Genomic DNA, 16,289 nt, shown 5'->3' on the forward strand with positions numbered 1-16,289 from the left:
GCTAAGTCTTTGTTTTCTCGGGGGTGGCGTGGTGATGGCAAAATTTTTTCAAAAAGCCCTCAAGCAACCTGCAATCCCGACGATAACTATTACGAAGGTTCTCTAGGCCATACCCGGCGGTTGCCAGGGCCGGAAGCCGCAGTACCCAACCAACGAGGAATTCGTCATGGCTTTAACAGTAAACACCAACACCACATCGTTGAACGTTCAGAAAAACCTGAACCGCGCTTCCGACGCTCTGTCCACTTCGATGCAGCGCCTGTCTTCCGGCCTGAAAATCAACAGCGCCAAAGACGACGCCGCTGGCCTGCAGATCTCCAACCGTATGTCTTCGCAGATCCGCGGTAACACCCAGGCCATCCAGAACGCCAACGACGGTATCTCCGTTGCCCAGACCGCTGAAGGCGCTCTGCAAGCTACTACCGACATCCTGCAGCGTATGCGTGAACTGGCTGTTAAAGCCCGTAACGGTACCAACGGCACTGCTGACCAGACCGCTACCAACGCTGAATTCGCTCAGATGTCCGACGAGATCACCCGTATCTCGGCTTCGACCAACCTGAACGGCAAAAACCTGCTGGACGGTTCGGCTGGCACTGTGACCCTGCAAGTGGGCGCAAACACCGGTTCGGCTAACCACATCGACCTGGTACTGAGCTCCAAGTTCGACGCCGTCAGCCTGTCGGTTGGCAGCGGCACTGTTGTACTGACTGGCGCCACCCCTTCTGACGCTGCCGTCGCCATCGACAGCGCGATCACTGCAATCGACGCAGCTATCGCTAACATCGGTGCAACCCGTGCCAGCCTGGGTGCTTCGCAAAACCGTCTGACCAGCACCATCCAGAACCTGCAGAACATCACTGAAAACACTACCGCTGCTCAGGGTCGTGTACAGGACACCGACTTCGCCGCTGAAACTGCTAACCTGACCAAGCAGCAGACTCTGCAGCAAGCTTCGACCTCCGTACTGGCTCAAGCCAACCAACTGCCTTCCGCTGTACTGAAGCTGCTTCAGTAATTTCGGAATGAGTTTAAGCGGGGGAGTGCGCTTGTCGTGCTCTCTCGCTTTTTTACGTTAAGAGGTGATGGGCATGGACATGAGCGTAAAGCTTAACGTGTCTTATCCGGCTCCCAAGCCAGTGACACCGGTTGCTGACAAACCGTCAGAGCTGCCCAAAGTCCAAAAGACTGAAGCGCCGGTCGCTGCCAAGGATCAGGATGCGGACGGCGCCAAGTTGAAACTGGCGGTGCAAGAGATCGAAAAGTTCGTCCAGTCGATCAAGCGTAATCTGGAGTTCTCGATCGACGAGCATTCCGGCAAGGTCATCGTCAAGGTGATCGCGAGCGAGACGGGTGAAGTCGTTCGACAGATTCCTTCCGCCGAAGCCCTCAAACTGGCCGACAGCCTCGCCAATGCAAGTCATGTATTGTTCGACGCCAAAGTCTGATAAATGGCATGAATAGTGTTTGTTCGTTCTCAGGACGCGTGTAACGGTCAAAAGAATGGCAGCAATCTGAAGGGAGATGCACATGGCAAGTCCAATTCTACCGGGTTCCGGACTGGGTTCCGGCCTGGACATCGGCGCGATCGTGACCGCGCTGGTCAACGCCGACAAGTCTGCCAAGCAGACGCAGATCGATACTGCAACCAAAACCAACAGCCTGAAGATTTCCGGTGTCGGTTCGCTGAAAAGTGCACTGGCTGCGTATCAGAAAGCGATGGGCGATCTGAACAAAGCTTCGAGTCCGGCGTTTGCCGGTTTTACCGCAACGTCTGACACCCCATCGGTTGTCGGTGCTACCTCGGATAAAACCGCCGTACCGGGTACTTACAGCGTCGTCGTGAAAAACCTGGCCACCGGCTCGAAAGTTGCCAGTGCCGCCTTTGCCGGCGGGGCCGCCAGTGCCATTCCGAGTGGTACTCTGAAAATCAGTCAGAATGGCATTGATTACAATGTCGCGATTCCGGCCAATGCCACCTTGCAGTCCACGCGCGATGCGATCAACACCGCGCAGTCCAGCAATGGCATTTCCGCGAACATCGTGACTGACAGTACCGGCGCCTCGCGTCTGGTACTGAGCTCCAACAAGACGGGCGCCGGCATGGACCTGCAGGTCAGCGGTATCGCCGGCCTCGAAATCGATGGCACCCAGAAGATGGGTGACAGTCCTGCGGCAGGGGCATCCGGTGCGGTCGGTGATGTGGCCAAGGACGCTAGCCTGACCATCGACGGACTGGCCGTTACCAGCAAGACCAATACCGTGACCGGTGCGATCAGCGGCATGACGCTTAACCTGACTGCTGCCAGTCCGTTGGTCAATGGCGTCGCAACGCCAGCGACCGTTTCGGTTGCGACCAATACCGCCGGCATCCAGACATCGCTGCAATCGTTCATCGATTCCTATAACACCCTTAAGAAAACCATCGACACCTTGTCCAAGGCAACGCCGGATGCCGATGGCAATTTGACCGTTTCGGCGGCGTTCACCGGTGACGCTCTGCCGCGTTCGTTGATGGCGGACGTGCGTGCTCAGTTGACAGATCCAGGGGCGGGCGGAGCGGGGCAATTGTCCGTGCTCTCGCAGATGGGTGTCTTGACTGACAGTAAAACCGGTTTGCTGACGCTCGATACCGCAGTATTCAACAAGCGTATGGAAATCCCTGGCATGGCTGGCCAGGTTCAACAACTGTTCAGCGGCACCGATTCCAAGAATGGTCTGTTGGCGCGTATGACTGCGGCGGTTGATCCGTACGTCAAGACTGGTGGGCTGCTCGATCAGCGCAGTTCCAACCTGACTAATCTGACATCGAGCCTGCAAAAGCAGCAGGCGGCGCTGGATCTGCGCGTGGCCAACCTGACGACGACATTGACCGCCAAGTACAATGCCATGGACTTGCTGGTAGGGCAGATGAAGGCAACGGCGAGCAACATCACGTCGTTCTTCAGCTCGCTGAACGCTCAGCAGTCCGCGAAGTAACAGTCAGTAACGACAAAAACCCGGCTACGCTTTATCAGCGTGCGCCGGGTTTTTGTCTTTTGATCTAAAGTTTTCGGACCGGTTGGCGATACACTGGTTATACGAGTCAACGTGGCAATGAGGTAGAACATGAACCCGATGTTAGCCCTTCGGCAGTACCAGAAAGTCGGCGCCCATGCGCAGACGTCCGAAGCGAGCCCGCACCGTTTGGTGCAAATGTTGATGGAAGGTGGCCTGGCCCGGATTGCGCAGGCCAAAGGCGCCATCGAACGCAAGGACATTCCCGGCAAGTGCACGGCGATCAGCAAGGCCATCGGCATCGTCAGTGGCCTGCGTGAAGGCCTCGATCTTGAGAACAACGCCGAGGCGCTGGCCGATCTGGATGGCCTGTACATCTACATGATGAAGCGTCTTGCCGAGGCGAACATCAGCAGCGACCCACGTGTGCTCGATGAAGTCGCCGGCCTGCTGACAACGGTCAAAGAAGGTTGGGACGCCATCGCGCCCGTGCCGGCTCCGCAGTTCTGAAGGAGATCACCATGAGTCTTGTATTGCAGCGAATAGCCGATACCCGTGAAGCGTTGGTCGGAGCATTGGCCGAACGAAACTGGGAAGCCATTGGTGAGTTGGACCTGGCTTGCCGTTCCTGCATGGAAGACGTCATGGCGGAAGCTTCGCTGGACGAAGTGGCACTGCGCGACAACCTTGAGGAGCTGCTATTCGTCTACAAAGAGCTTCTCGAGGTAGCAATGGGCGAGCGGCAGGCGATAGCCAACGAGATGTCGCAGATCACCCAAGCGCAAAAGGCTGCAAAGGTTTACCATCTGTTTGGTTGATTAACCGTCAGTTAAACCAGAGATGTGCGCCATAAATTTGACTGTGCACGGTTTTTTGACTTAACTAGTGGCTATTATCAGGTTTAGGGCGTCTACAGGCACATGGTGTCCTGCAAGCGTCTCGCTTGCCTTATTTTTCGGGCATTGAGTTGACTAGGGAAGTTGCTATTGCATGTGGCGTGAAACCAAAATTCTGCTGATCGATGACGATAGCGTCCGCCGCCGCGACCTGGCGGTGATTCTGAATTTTCTTGGCGAAGAAAATTTACCCTGCGGCAGCCATGACTGGCAGCAGGCAGTCGGCTCTTTGTCGTCTAGTCGTGAGGTCATTTGCGTATTGATCGGGACGGTCAATGCTCCTGGCGCGCTTTTGGGCTTGCTAAAGACACTCGGAACCTGGGATGAGTTCCTTCCGGTTTTGTTAATGGGCGATAATTCTTCCGTTGATTTGCCTGAAGACCAGCGTCGCCGCGTGCTGTCGACCTTGGAAATGCCGCCCAGCTACAGCAAATTGCTCGATTCGCTGCACCGCGCCCAGGTCTATCGCGAAATGTACGACCAGGCCCGTGAACGCGGCCGTCATCGCGAACCCAATCTTTTCCGCAGCCTCGTCGGCACCAGCCGTGCGATTCAGCACGTGCGGCAGATGATGCAGCAGGTCGCCGACACTGACGCCAGCGTGCTGATCCTCGGCGAGTCCGGCACCGGCAAGGAAGTGGTCGCGCGCAACCTTCACTATCACTCCAAACGTCGCGACGCGCCGTTCGTGCCAGTCAACTGCGGGGCGATCCCGGCAGAGCTGCTCGAAAGCGAACTGTTCGGCCACGAGAAGGGCGCCTTCACCGGCGCGATCACCAGCCGTGCCGGGCGCTTTGAACTGGCCAACGGCGGCACGCTGTTCCTCGACGAAATCGGCGATATGCCGCTGCCGATGCAGGTCAAGCTGCTGCGCGTATTGCAAGAGCGTACCTTCGAGCGCGTAGGCAGCAACAAGACCCAAAGCGTCGACGTGCGCATCATTGCCGCAACGCACAAGAATCTCGAAAGCATGATCGAGATCGGCTCGTTCCGCGAAGACCTCTATTATCGCCTGAACGTGTTCCCGATCGAGATGGCACCGCTGCGTGAGCGCGTCGAGGACATCCCGCTGCTGATGAACGAATTGATCTCGCGCATGGAACACGAGAAGCGCGGTTCGATCCGTTTCAACTCAGCGGCGATCATGTCGCTGTGCCGTCACGGCTGGCCGGGCAACGTCCGCGAGCTGGCCAACCTCGTCGAGCGCATGGCGATCATGCATCCGTACGGCGTGATCGGCGTGGTCGAGTTGCCGAAGAAATTCCGCTACGTCGACGACGAAGACGAGCAGATGGTCGACAGCCTGCGCAGCGATCTGGAAGAGCGCGTGGCGATCAACGGCCATACGCCTGACTTCAGCGCCAACGCACTATTGCCGCCGGAAGGCCTCGACCTCAAGGACTACCTCGGTGGCTTGGAGCAGGGCCTGATTCAGCAGGCGCTGGACGACGCCAATGGCATTGTGGCTCGTGCCGCTGAGCGTCTGCGTATTCGCCGCACGACCCTGGTCGAGAAGATGCGCAAGTACGGCATGAGCCGGGCTGGAGGAGACGAACAGGCGGATGATTGACGCCTGTTTTTCAAGCGCTTCATTTATAAGCGGTTTTTTTTAGGCACGGGTATTGCTATAGCCCTCGCAACGTTCCGTTTCACTGACGGTCAGCCAAGCGAGAGAGCCCAATGCCCCAAGCCGCCCAGATCTCTTCTGCCTCCAATATCGTGGGGCAACCCTCGTCCGTAGAGCAGGCAAGTCGTCAGGGACTTGAGCAGGCCTTCCAGCTGTTCAACCAGATGTCGAGTCAGCTGACTGACTCATACAGCCTGCTCGAAGCGCGGGTCACCGAACTCAAGGGTGAACTGGCCGTGGTCAGCGCCCAGCGCATGCAGGAACTGGCGGAAAAAGAGCGCCTGGCCAATCGCTTGCAAAACCTCCTCGACCTGTTGCCCGGCGGCGTCATCGTCATCGACGGCCACGGTCTGGTGCGCGAGGCCAACCCGGCCGCCATCGACTTGCTCGGCTCGCCACTCGAAGGCGAGCTATGGCGCCATGTGATTGCACGCTGCTTCGCTCCCCGTGAAGACGACGGTCATGAAATTTCCCTGAAAAATGGTCGACGCCTGTCGATTGCCACCCGCTCGCTGGACGCCGAGCCGGGGCAGTTGGTGCTGCTCAACGACTTGACTGAAACCCGTCATCTGCAAGATCAACTGGCACGGCACGAGCGCTTGTCTTCGCTGGGCCGCATGGTCGCGTCTCTGGCTCATCAGATTCGTACGCCGCTGTCCGCCGCGTTGCTCTACGCCAGTCATTTGACTGAGCAGCAATTGCCGGTGGAAACCCAGCAGCGCTTCGCCGGCCGCCTGAAGGAGCGTCTGCACGAACTCGAACATCAAGTGCGCGACATGCTGGTGTTCGCTCGCGGTGAATTGCCGCTGACCGACCGCCTCACCCCTGATGCCTTGATGCAATCGCTGCAGGCTGCGGCGCTGACCCACGTGCAGGATCTGCCAATCCGCTGGCAGTGCGACAGCCATGCCGGTGAGCTGCTGTGCAACCGCGACACACTGGTCGGGGCATTACTGAATCTGATTGAAAACGCCATTCAGGCGAGCGCCGGCGAGGCGCGCCTGAAAGTGCATTGCTACACCAGAGGCAATACGCTGCGTCTGTGTGTCAGCGACAACGGCAGCGGTATTGAGCCGACAGTTTTGGCGCGCCTTGGCGAGCCTTTTTTTACTACCAAAGTCACCGGGACCGGCCTTGGCCTGACCGTGGTCAAAGCAGTGGCTCGCGCGCATCAGGGAGAATTGACCCTGCGCTCGCGAGTCGGGCGCGGCACCTGCGCGCAGGTTAGCCTGCCACTGTTTTCCGCTGCACAAGGAGTTGAATAAACGTCATGGGCATCAAGGTGTTGCTGGTCGAGGATGACCGTTCGTTGCGCGAGGCGCTGGCCGATACGCTGCTGCTCGCCGGCCACGACTATCACGCCGTCGGCAGCGCCGAAGAAGCACTGACGACTGTCGCGCAGCAAGCTTTCAGCCTGGTGGTCAGCGACGTCAACATGCCAGGCATGGACGGACATCAATTGCTCGCCCTGCTGCGCGCGCGCCACCCGCAGTTGCCGGTGCTGCTGATGACTGCCCACGGCGCGGTCGAACGTGCGGTCGATGCCATGCGCCAGGGTGCAGCGGATTATCTGGTCAAGCCGTTCGAGCCCAAAGCGCTGCTCGATCTGGTGGCGCGGCATGCCTTGGGCAGCATTGACGCTGGCGAAGCGGAAGGCCCCGTCGCCGTTGAACCGGCGAGTGCGCAACTGCTTGAGCTGGCCGCACGGGTCGCGCGCAGTGACTCGACTGTGTTGATCTCCGGCGAGTCCGGTACCGGTAAGGAAGTGCTGGCGCGCTACATTCACCAGCAATCGCGGCGGGCCAGTCAGCCCTTTATTGCGATCAACTGCGCGGCGATTCCCGACAACATGCTCGAAGCGACGCTGTTCGGTCATGAGAAAGGTTCGTTCACCGGTGCTATCGCCTCGCAGGCCGGCAAGTTCGAGCAGGCGGACGGCGGCACCATTCTGCTCGACGAAATTTCCGAAATGCCGCTGGGCCTGCAAGCCAAGTTGTTACGTGTTCTGCAAGAGCGCGAAGTCGAGCGCGTGGGCGCCCGCAAGCCGATCAGTCTGGATATTCGCGTGGTCGCCACGACCAACCGCGATCTGGCCGGTGAAGTGGCGGCGGGGCGTTTTCGCGAAGACCTGTTTTACCGCTTGTCGGTTTTCCCCCTGGCGTGGCGTCCACTTCGCGAGCGCACTGCCGATATCCTGCCGCTGGCGGAAAAGTTGTTGGCCAAACACGTCAATAAAATGAAGCACGCCGCAGCGAAGCTATCGCCCGAAGCGCAAGCCTGCCTGACCGCATATCCGTGGCCGGGCAATGTGCGTGAACTGGACAACGCCATTCAGCGTGCGTTGATTCTGCAGCAGGGCGGTTTGATTCAGCCGCAGGATTTTTGCCTGAGCGGTGCGGTGACATTTGCGCCGTCGCCGGTCGCGGCACCGGTGATCCGCGAGGTAGAAATCGAGGCGGATTCTTCCGGCGCCCTGGGCGATGACCTGCGCCGCCGGGAGTTTCAGATGATCATCGACACCCTGCGCGCCGAGCGTGGCCGGCGCAAGGAAGCTGCCGAAAAACTCGGCATCAGCCCGCGTACCCTGCGCTACAAACTGGCGCAAATGCGCGACGCCGGGATGGACGTCGAAGGCTATCTGTTCGCCACCTGATTGATGCTGCAAAACATCCAGATGCTTTTCTCAGAAGGGTGCCCATGAGCTGGCACCCTTGTTGCTAATACCTGTGTACCCGCCGAGTGAGTGTCAAAAAATTGCGGGCCGCCCAAGAGAGTAGACCATGAGCCAAGGTATTGAATTTAATCGGTTGATGATGGACATGCAGGCCATGAAAGTGGATGCCATGTCTGCGCGTAAATCGACTGCCGCTGTCCCTGAAATCGCGGGCAGCAGCTTTTCCGACATGCTCGGTCAGGCGATCAATAAAGTCAGCGATACCCAACAGGCGTCGACTCAACTGGCCAATGCGTTCGAGATCGGCAAGAGCGGCGTCGACCTGACTGACGTCATGATTGCGTCGCAAAAAGCCAGCGTGTCGTTCCAGGCTCTGACCCAGGTGCGCAACAAACTGGTCCAGGCTTACCAAGACATCATGCAGATGCCGGTTTAAGGGCGAAATAAGTCATGGCAGAAGCAGTCGCTGATAACGTTCCGGCCAAGGCCACCCCGATCGACGGCAAACCGCCGCTGTTCGGCCTGTCCTTTCTGGAAAACCTTTCCCAGATGACCGTGCTGCGTCAGGTCGGCCTGTTGGTCGGTCTGGCTGCGAGCGTGGCGATTGGCTTTGCCGTGGTGCTGTGGTCGCAGCAGCCGGATTACCGTCCACTGTACGGCAGCCTTGCCGGCATGGACGCCAAGCAGGTCATGGAAACCCTGGCCGCCGCTGACATTCCTTACAACGTAGAACCCAATTCCGGCGCCTTGCTCGTCAAGGCCGACGACCTGTCCCGGGCGCGGATGAAACTCGCTGCCGCTGGTGTCACTCCCAGCGACGGCAACATCGGTTTCGAAATTCTCGACAAGGAACAGGGTCTGGGCACCAGCCAGTTCATGGAAGCGACCCGTTATCGTCGCGGCCTCGAAGGTGAATTGGCGCGCACTATCTCCAGCCTGAACAACGTCAAGGGTGCGCGCGTGCACCTGGCGATTCCGAAGAGTTCGGTGTTCGTCCGTGACGAGCGCAAGCCGAGCGCTTCGGTATTGGTCGAGCTGTACAGCGGGCGTTCGCTGGAACCGGGTCAGGTGGTGGCGATCATCAATCTGGTAGCTACTTCCGTGCCAGAGTTGAGCAAATCGCAGATCACCGTCGTCGATCAGAAGGGCAACCTGCTCTCCGATCAGGCCGAAAATTCTGAAATGACCATGGCCGGCAAGCAGTTCGATTACAGCCGTCGCATGGAAAGCATGCTCACCCAGCGCGTGCACAACATTCTGCAACCGGTACTGGGCAACGATCGCTACAAGGCTGAAGTCTCCGCCGACATCGATTTCAGTGCCGTCGAATCGACCGCCGAGCAGTTCAACCCGGACCAACCGGCGTTGCGCAGCGAGCAGTCGGTCAACGAACAACGCACCGCGAGCAATGGCCCGCAAGGTGTGCCGGGTGCCCTGAGCAACCAGCCACCATCGCCGGCCTCGGCGCCGCAGACCACCGGCGGCACCGCCGCACCGGCCGGTATGATCCAGCCGGGCCAGCCACTGGTTGACGCCAACGGCCAGCAGATCATGGACCCGGCCACTGGCCAGCCGATGCTCGCACCGTACCCGGCAGACAAGCGTCAACAATCGACGAAGAACTTCGAACTCGACCGTTCGATCAGCCACACCAAGCAGCAGCAGGGCCGTCTCAGTCGCCTGTCGGTGTCGGTGGTGGTCGATGATCAGGTCAAGGTCAACCCGGCCAACGGCGAAACCAGCCGCGCGCCGTGGACTGCCGACGAATTGGCGCGCTTCACTCGTCTGGTGCAGGACGCCGTCGGTTTCGATGCCAGTCGTGGCGACAGCGTCAGCGTGATCAACATGCCGTTCTCTGCCGAACGCGGCGAGGTGATTGCCGATATTCCGTTCTACTCCCAGCCATGGTTCTGGGACATCGTCAAACAAGTGCTGGGTGTGCTGTTCATCCTCGTACTGGTGTTTGGTGTGCTGCGTCCGGTGCTCAACAACATCACCGGCGGTGGCAAAGGCAAGGAGCTGGCCGGTCTGGGCAGCGACGTGGAACTTGGTGGCATGGGCGGCCTGGACGGCGATCTGGCCAACGACCGCGTGAGCCTCGGTGGTCCGCAGAGCATTCTGTTGCCGAGCCCGAGCGAGGGTTATGACGCGCAGCTGAATGCAATCAAGAGTCTGGTAGCTGAAGACCCGGGTCGCGTGGCTCAGGTCGTAAAAGAGTGGATTAACGCAGATGAGTGATAACCGAGCCGCCGCCGTCAAACTGACCAAGGTCGACAAAGCCGCGATTCTGCTGCTGTCCCTGGGTTCGACCGATGCTGCGCAAGTGCTGCGCCACATGGGCCCCAAAGAGGTTCAGCGCGTCGGCGTGGCCATGGCGCAGATGGGCAACGTCCATCGCGAACAGGTCGAGCAGGTGATGAGCGAGTTCGTCGACATCGTCGGCGATCAGACCAGCCTCGGCGTCGGCTCTGATGACTACGTGCGCAAGATGCTCACCCAGGCCCTGGGCGAAGACAAGGCCAACGGCCTGATCGACCGCATCCTGCTCGGTGGCAACACCAGCGGCCTCGACAGCCTGAAATGGATGGAGCCGCGCGCCGTCGCCGACGTGATCCGCTACGAACACCCGCAGATCCAGGCAATCGTGGTCGCGTACCTCGACCCGGATCAGGCCGGTGAAGTGCTCGGCAACTTCGACCACAAAGTGCGTCTGGACATCATTCTGCGCGTCTCGTCGTTGAACACCGTGCAACCGGCCGCCTTGAAAGAACTCAACCAGATTCTCGAGAAGCAGTTCTCCGGCAACTCGAACGCCTCGCGCACCACCCTGGGTGGCATCAAGCGTGCGGCCGACATCATGAACTTCCTCGACAGCTCGATCGAAGGCCAGCTCATGGACTCGATCCGCGAAGTCGACGAAGACCTGTCCGGTCAGATCGAAGACCTCATGTTCGTGTTCAACAACCTTGCCGACGTCGACGACCGTGGCATCCAGGCGCTGTTGCGCGAAGTGTCTTCGGACGTGCTGGTACTGGCCCTCAAGGGTTCGGACGAAGGCGTCAAGGAAAAGATCTTCAAGAACATGTCCAAGCGTGCCGCCGAACTGTTGCGCGACGACCTCGAGGCCAAAGGCCCGGTGCGCGTCAGCGATGTCGAGACCGCCCAGAAGGAAATCCTCACCATTGCCCGTCGTATGGCCGAAGCCGGCGAGATCGTGCTCGGTGGCAAGGGCGGCGAGGAAATGATCTAAGCCCATGGATAAGCCTGACGAGTCTGTGACGGATCTGATCCGCGCCCGCGATGTTCGTGGTTTCGAATCCTGGGCGCTGCCCAGCTTCGACCCGCCGAAGCCGGAACCCGAGCCTGAGCCGGAACCCGAACCGCCGGAAATGGAAGAAGTGCCGCTGGAAGAAGTCCAGCCACTGACCCTGGAAGAACTCGAAAGCATCCGTCAGGAGGCTTACAACGAGGGCTTCGCCATCGGCGAAAAGGAAGGTTTTCACAGCACCACGCTGAAGGTTCGCCAGGAAGCAGAAGCCGCGCTGGCGGCGAAAATCGCCAGCCTTGAGCTGCTGATGGCCAACCTGTTCGAACCGATCGCCGAGCAAGACACCCAGATTGAAAAGTCGCTGGTCGATCTCGTGCAACACATCACCAAGCAGGTGATCAAGCGCGAACTGGCCATCGATTCAACGCAGATCGAACACGTCATGCGCGATGCCCTCAAGCTATTGCCGCTGGGCGTGGAAAACGTGCGTCTGTACGTCAATCCGCAGGATTTCGCTCAGGTCAAAGCCCTGCGCGAACGCCACGAAGAAACCTGGCGCATCGTCGAAGACGAGTCGCTGTTGCCGGGTGGCTGCCGGGTTGAAACCGAGCACAGCCGCATCGACGCCAGTGTCGAATCGCGGGTGACCCAGGTCATGGCCAAACTGTTCGACCAGTTGCACGAGCAGGCCCTGCACCCGGCAGCGCCTGACTTGAGTCTGGATATTCCCGAAGACACCCTAGCGGCTGTCGACTCTGACGAGCCGCGCGCGGACGCCAGCGATGCGCCTTGAACGCACCAGTTTCGCCAAGCGCCTGAGCACCTACGCCGAGGCCACCGAGATTGCCGGCGCGCCGATCCTTGAAGGTCGGCTGCTGCGCATGGTCGGCCTGACCCTCGAAGCCGAAGGCCTGCGCGCCGCCATGGGCACCCGCTGCATGGTGATCAATGACGACAGCTATCACCCGTCCCAGGTGGAAGCGGAAGTCATGGGTTTTTCCGGCAGCAAAGTCTTTCTGATGCCGGTCGGCAGCGTCGCTGGGATTGCCCCGGGCGCCCGCGTGGTGCCGCTGGCTGATACCGGTCGCCTGCCGATGGGCATGAGCATGCTTGGTCGTGTTCTCGACGGCGCCGGCCGCGCGCTGGACGGCAAGGGTGGCATGAAGGCCGAAGACTGGGTGCCGATGGACGGCCCGACGATCAACCCGCTCAACCGTGACCCGATCAGCGTGCCGCTGGACGTCGGCATCCGTTGCATCAACGGTTTGCTGACCGTCGGCCGTGGCCAGCGTCTGGGGCTGTTCGCCGGTACCGGTGTCGGTAAATCGGTGCTGTTGGGCATGATGACCCGCTTCACCGAAGCCGACATCATCGTCGTCGGCCTGATCGGTGAGCGTGGTCGCGAAGTTAAGGAATTCATCGAGCACATCCTCGGTGAAGAAGGCCTGAAGCGCTCGGTAGTGGTTGCCTCGCCGGCGGACGATGCGCCGCTGATGCGTATGCGCGCGGCGATGTATTGCACGCGCATCGCCGAATATTTCCGCGACAAGGGCAAGAACGTTCTGCTGCTGATGGACTCGCTGACCCGTTTTGCCCAGGCGCAGCGGGAAATCGCTCTGGCCATCGGCGAACCGCCGGCGACCAAGGGTTATCCGCCATCGGTGTTCGCCAAACTGCCGAAACTGGTGGAGCGCGCCGGTAACGCGGAGAAGGGCGGTGGTTCGATCACGGCGTTCTACACCGTGCTGTCCGAAGGCGATGACCAGCAGGACCCGATTGCCGACTCGGCGCGGGGCGTGCTCGACGGCCACATCGTGCTGTCGCGGCGCCTGGCCGAGGAAGGCCACTATCCGGCGATCGACATCGAAGCCTCGATCAGCCGGGTCATGCCGGCAGTAGTTTCGCCGGATCACATGCAGCGCGCGCAGTACTTCAAGCAGTTGTGGTCACGCTATCAGCAGAGCCGCGATCTGATCAGCGTCGGCGCCTACGTGGCCGGCGGCGATCGCGAGACCGATCTGGCGATTTCCCTGCAACCGCAACTGGTCAGGTATCAGCGCCAGGGCCTCAACGACAAAATCACCATGGGTGAAAGCCAGGCCTACCTGGAAACCCTGTTCGCCCCAGCGGCGGGCGTGTAACCGGCCATGGCCGTCAGCCGCGCCGCGCGCCTGGCACCCGTGGTGGACATGGCCGAAAAGGCCGAGAAAGCCGCCGTGCAGCGCCTCGCCTACTTTCAGGGCCAGGTCAAAGTTGCCGAAAGCAAACTGGCCGACCTCAATGCCTTTCGTCTGGATTACTCGCAGCAATGGATCGTCCGCGGCAGCACCGGAGTGACCGGCCAATGGCTGCTGGGGTTTCAGGGCTTTCTGGCGCAACTCGACACCGCCGTTGATCAACAACGGCAGAGCCTGGTCTGGCACCAGAACAATCTCGACAAGGCCCGTGACGAGTGGCAACAGGCCTTTGCCCGCGTCGAGGGTTTGCGCAAACTGGTGCAGCGCTATCGTGACGAAGCGCAACGCCTGGAAGACAAGCGCGAGCAGAAGCTGCTCGATGAACTGTCGCAGCGGTTGCCACGGCGTGATGCCTTCTAAACCTCACCGCCAAACCCCTGTGGGAGTGAGCCTGCTCGCGAAAGCGCCGTGTCAGTCAATCCTGTATTCAACTGACAGAATGCCTTCGCGAGCAGGCTCGCTCCCACACTTGTTCCACCGTTGCGCCTTGCCCCAACCCTATCCAGCTGCTAAACCTTGTACAGGTTCGTCAATGACAAGGAAGCCAGTCAATGTCAGTTGTTACAGAAGTTTCACCGGATGGTCACAAGCTCACGATCGCGGTCAAAGGCCGGTTCGATTTCGGTCGCCATCAGGAATTTCGCGAGTCGTATGAGCGGCTCGACAAGAAACCCGAATCCATCGTGGTCGATCTCAAAGAGGCCACTTACCTCGACAGCTCGGCGCTGGGCATGCTGCTCCTGCTACGTGATCACGCCGGTGGCGACGAGTCGGATATCCGTGTCGTCAACAGCAGTTCCGATGTGAAGAAAATCCTCGCGATTTCCAACTTCGACAAACTCTTCGACATCAGTTGACGCCCATGCAGGCGCAAGAGCCGCTGACCATTCTTATCGCCGAAGACAGCGCCGCCGACCGGCTGCTGCTGTCGACCATCGTTCGCCGTCAGGGCCATCAGGTGCTGACGGCGGCCAATGGTGCCGACGCGGTCGAAACGTTCAAGGAGCAGCAGCCCGATCTGGTGTTGATGGACGCGCTGATGCCGGTGATGGACGGCTTCGAAGCGGCGCGGCAGATCAAGGCGCTGGCGGGTGAAGCGCTGGTGCCGATCATCTTCCTCACCTCGCTGACCGAGAGTGAGGCGCTGGCCCGTTGTCTCGAGGCCGGCGGCGACGACTTTCTGGCGAAGCCATACAACCAGGTGATCCTTGCCGCCAAAATCAAGGCGATGGATCGCTTGCGTCGTCTGCAGGCGACCGTTCTGCAACAGCGCGATCTCATCGCCAGGCATCACGACTATCTGCTCAACGAACAGCGCGTAGCCAAAGCGGTGTTCGACAAGGTCGCCCATTCCGGCTGCCTGAGTGCGCCGAACATCCGATACCTGCAATCGCCTTACGCGCTGTTCAATGGTGATTTGTTGCTCGCGGCGTACACGCCGGCCGGTGACATGCACGTCATGCTCGGCGATTTCACCGGCCATGGCCTGCCGGCAGCGGTGGGGGCGATGCCGCTGGCCGAAGTGTTCTACGGCATGACCGCCAAGGGCTACGGTCTGACCGAAACCCTGCGCGAGATGAACGCCAAGCTCAAGCGCATCCTGCCGGTGGACATGTTCTGCTGCGCCACGTTGCTCTGTCTGAGTTTCCAGAGCCGTTCGGTGGAGGTGTGGAACGGCGGCATGCCCGACGGTTACCTGCACCGCATGGCCAGCGGCGAGCGTGTGCCTTTGCCGGCGCGGCATTTGCCCCTGGGGATTCTCAGCGCGCAGGCCTTCGATGACCGTACGGATGTGTATCCGATGGCCGTGGATGACCGGGTGTTTCTGCTGTCGGACGGGGTGATCGATACCTGCGACACCAATGACCAGTTGTTCGGCGTCGAACGCTTGCAGCAGGTCTTTGCTGCCAACCGTGAACCGGATCGGCTGTTCGAGGACATCGAACAGGCGCTGCGCGATTTTCGCGGACAGGCCCGTGATGACGTAAGCATGGTTGAGGTCAGCCTGCTCGTGTCAATGCAGGTCCACGGCGCGGCGCCGGTGTATTCCGACAGCGGCCAGTCGTGCCCGCTGGACTGGTCGGCGAGTTTCGAGTTTCGCGGCGCCACGCTCAGGCGCTTCAATCCGTTGCCGTTTCTTTTGCAACTGCTGCTCGAAGTACATGGCCTGCGTCCGCAAAGCGGGGCGTTGTACAGCGTGCTCGCCGAGTTGTATTCCAATGCGCTGGAGCATGGCGTGCTGGGGCTCGACTCCAGTCTCAAGCGCGATGCGACAGGGTTTGCCCAGTACTATGAAATGCGCGCGGCGCGGCTGGAAGCGCTGCAAGACGGTTTCGTGCGGGTGCATCTGCAGGTCCAGCCGCAGGGCGAGGGCGGGCGCCTGGTGATCCGCGTCGAGGACAGCGGCAAAGGTTTTGATGTGGCGCGGATCATGGAGCGGCCGCTGGATAACGTCCGCTTGTCGGGACGCGGTATCAGCCTCATCCGGCAACTGGGGCGCAACGCCAGCTGGTCGGACCAAGGTCGTAGTGCCAGCGTGGAGTTTTTCTGGGAGATTGAGGCATAATCCGCCCATTCTTGATCAAGGAGT

At 60.1% G+C, this 16,289-nt stretch carries 16 protein-coding genes; all 16 read left to right on the forward strand.

From position 1 onward, the window contains the following. The first annotated feature begins 166 nt into the window (after positions 1 to 166). Positions 167 to 1,018, forward strand: coding sequence for a flagellin domain-containing protein (locus ACZ0AZ_RS16705; RefSeq protein WP_039761157.1), 852 nt, complete (start codon positions 167 to 169; stop codon positions 1,016 to 1,018). 73 nt (positions 1,019 to 1,091) lie between these two features. Next, positions 1,092 to 1,448, forward strand: a complete 357-nt coding sequence (locus ACZ0AZ_RS16710; RefSeq protein WP_039761159.1) for a flagellar protein FlaG — start codon at positions 1,092 to 1,094, stop codon at positions 1,446 to 1,448. An 82-nt stretch (positions 1,449 to 1,530) separates the two neighbouring features. After that, complete coding sequence (gene fliD / locus ACZ0AZ_RS16715; protein WP_039761160.1) at positions 1,531 to 2,979, forward strand: flagellar filament capping protein FliD; 1,449 nt, start codon at positions 1,531 to 1,533, stop codon at positions 2,977 to 2,979. A 129-nt stretch (positions 2,980 to 3,108) separates the two neighbouring features. After that, positions 3,109 to 3,507 (forward strand): flagellar export chaperone FliS, encoded by a 399-nt coding sequence (gene fliS, locus ACZ0AZ_RS16720; RefSeq protein ID WP_041479013.1) that lies wholly within the window; start codon positions 3,109 to 3,111, stop codon positions 3,505 to 3,507. Positions 3,508 to 3,518: 11 nt separating this feature from the next. Then, entirely contained in the window at positions 3,519 to 3,815 is a 297-nt protein-coding gene (locus ACZ0AZ_RS16725; protein ID WP_016771085.1) for a hypothetical protein, read from the forward strand. Between the two features lie 172 nt (positions 3,816 to 3,987). Beyond that, positions 3,988 to 5,463, forward strand: a complete 1,476-nt coding sequence (locus ACZ0AZ_RS16730; RefSeq protein ID WP_039761163.1) for a sigma-54 dependent transcriptional regulator — start codon at positions 3,988 to 3,990, stop codon at positions 5,461 to 5,463. 110 nt (positions 5,464 to 5,573) lie between these two features. After that, entirely contained in the window at positions 5,574 to 6,785 is a 1,212-nt protein-coding gene (locus ACZ0AZ_RS16735) for a sensor histidine kinase (RefSeq protein ID WP_129999024.1), read from the forward strand. A 5-nt stretch (positions 6,786 to 6,790) separates the two neighbouring features. After that, positions 6,791 to 8,173: a sigma-54-dependent transcriptional regulator gene (locus ACZ0AZ_RS16740; RefSeq protein WP_463570767.1), complete on the forward strand. Its 1,383-nt coding sequence runs from the start codon at positions 6,791 to 6,793 to the stop codon at positions 8,171 to 8,173. 127 nt (positions 8,174 to 8,300) lie between these two features. Next, entirely contained in the window at positions 8,301 to 8,630 is a 330-nt protein-coding gene (gene fliE / locus ACZ0AZ_RS16745; RefSeq protein ID WP_016771081.1) for a flagellar hook-basal body complex protein FliE, read from the forward strand. 14 nt (positions 8,631 to 8,644) lie between these two features. After that, positions 8,645 to 10,432 carry a flagellar basal-body MS-ring/collar protein FliF gene (fliF, locus tag ACZ0AZ_RS16750; protein ID WP_463537756.1) on the forward strand — a complete coding sequence of 596 codons (1,788 nt, stop codon included), beginning with the start codon at positions 8,645 to 8,647 and terminating at the stop codon, positions 10,430 to 10,432. Further along, complete coding sequence (gene fliG / locus ACZ0AZ_RS16755; protein WP_039761172.1) at positions 10,425 to 11,444, forward strand: flagellar motor switch protein FliG; 1,020 nt, start codon at positions 10,425 to 10,427, stop codon at positions 11,442 to 11,444. Before fliF ends, fliG begins: the two co-directional genes overlap by 8 nt. A 4-nt stretch (positions 11,445 to 11,448) precedes the next feature. Further along, on the forward strand, positions 11,449 to 12,255 hold the full coding sequence (gene fliH / locus ACZ0AZ_RS16760; protein ID WP_310407235.1) for a flagellar assembly protein FliH: 807 nt from the start codon (positions 11,449 to 11,451) through the stop codon (positions 12,253 to 12,255). Beyond that, a complete protein-coding gene (fliI, locus tag ACZ0AZ_RS16765; protein WP_463537757.1) occupies positions 12,245 to 13,603 on the forward strand; it encodes a flagellar protein export ATPase FliI in 1,359 nt (452 codons plus the stop codon). Before fliH ends, fliI begins: the two co-directional genes overlap by 11 nt. Positions 13,604 to 13,609: 6 nt before the next feature. Next, positions 13,610 to 14,059, forward strand: coding sequence for a flagellar export protein FliJ (fliJ, locus tag ACZ0AZ_RS16770; RefSeq protein ID WP_039761178.1), 450 nt, complete (start codon positions 13,610 to 13,612; stop codon positions 14,057 to 14,059). A 191-nt stretch (positions 14,060 to 14,250) separates the two neighbouring features. Further along, a complete protein-coding gene (locus tag ACZ0AZ_RS16775; RefSeq protein ID WP_129999028.1) occupies positions 14,251 to 14,556 on the forward strand; it encodes an STAS domain-containing protein in 306 nt (101 codons plus the stop codon). Between the two features lie 5 nt (positions 14,557 to 14,561). Beyond that, the gene (locus ACZ0AZ_RS16780; protein WP_463537758.1) at positions 14,562 to 16,265 is read left to right on the forward strand and encodes an ATP-binding SpoIIE family protein phosphatase; all 1,704 of its coding nucleotides are present in this window, start codon (positions 14,562 to 14,564) and stop codon (positions 16,263 to 16,265) included. The last annotated feature ends 24 nt before the right edge of the window (positions 16,266 to 16,289 follow it).

The organism is Pseudomonas sp. AC239, from assembly GCF_979258545.1.

Excerpts from the sequence above, each read along its gene's own strand:
- ACZ0AZ_RS16705 (WP_039761157.1), top strand. The coding sequence starts at position 167 with ATGGCTTTAACAGTAAACACCAACACCACATCGTTGAACGTTCAGAAA.
- ACZ0AZ_RS16710 (WP_039761159.1), top strand. The coding sequence starts at position 1,092 with ATGGACATGAGCGTAAAGCTTAACGTGTCTTATCCGGCTCCCAAGCCA.
- fliD (WP_039761160.1), top strand. The coding sequence starts at position 1,531 with ATGGCAAGTCCAATTCTACCGGGTTCCGGACTGGGTTCCGGCCTGGAC.
- fliS (WP_041479013.1), top strand. The coding sequence starts at position 3,109 with ATGAACCCGATGTTAGCCCTTCGGCAGTACCAGAAAGTCGGCGCCCAT.
- ACZ0AZ_RS16725 (WP_016771085.1), top strand. The coding sequence starts at position 3,519 with ATGAGTCTTGTATTGCAGCGAATAGCCGATACCCGTGAAGCGTTGGTC.
- ACZ0AZ_RS16730 (WP_039761163.1), top strand. The coding sequence starts at position 3,988 with ATGTGGCGTGAAACCAAAATTCTGCTGATCGATGACGATAGCGTCCGC.
- ACZ0AZ_RS16735 (WP_129999024.1), top strand. The coding sequence starts at position 5,574 with ATGCCCCAAGCCGCCCAGATCTCTTCTGCCTCCAATATCGTGGGGCAA.
- ACZ0AZ_RS16740 (WP_463570767.1), top strand. The coding sequence starts at position 6,791 with ATGGGCATCAAGGTGTTGCTGGTCGAGGATGACCGTTCGTTGCGCGAG.
- fliE (WP_016771081.1), top strand. The coding sequence starts at position 8,301 with ATGAGCCAAGGTATTGAATTTAATCGGTTGATGATGGACATGCAGGCC.
- fliF (WP_463537756.1), top strand. The coding sequence starts at position 8,645 with ATGGCAGAAGCAGTCGCTGATAACGTTCCGGCCAAGGCCACCCCGATC.
- fliG (WP_039761172.1), top strand. The coding sequence starts at position 10,425 with ATGAGTGATAACCGAGCCGCCGCCGTCAAACTGACCAAGGTCGACAAA.
- fliH (WP_310407235.1), top strand. The coding sequence starts at position 11,449 with ATGGATAAGCCTGACGAGTCTGTGACGGATCTGATCCGCGCCCGCGAT.
- fliI (WP_463537757.1), top strand. The coding sequence starts at position 12,245 with ATGCGCCTTGAACGCACCAGTTTCGCCAAGCGCCTGAGCACCTACGCC.
- fliJ (WP_039761178.1), top strand. The coding sequence starts at position 13,610 with ATGGCCGTCAGCCGCGCCGCGCGCCTGGCACCCGTGGTGGACATGGCC.
- ACZ0AZ_RS16775 (WP_129999028.1), top strand. The coding sequence starts at position 14,251 with ATGTCAGTTGTTACAGAAGTTTCACCGGATGGTCACAAGCTCACGATC.
- ACZ0AZ_RS16780 (WP_463537758.1), top strand. The coding sequence starts at position 14,562 with ATGCAGGCGCAAGAGCCGCTGACCATTCTTATCGCCGAAGACAGCGCC.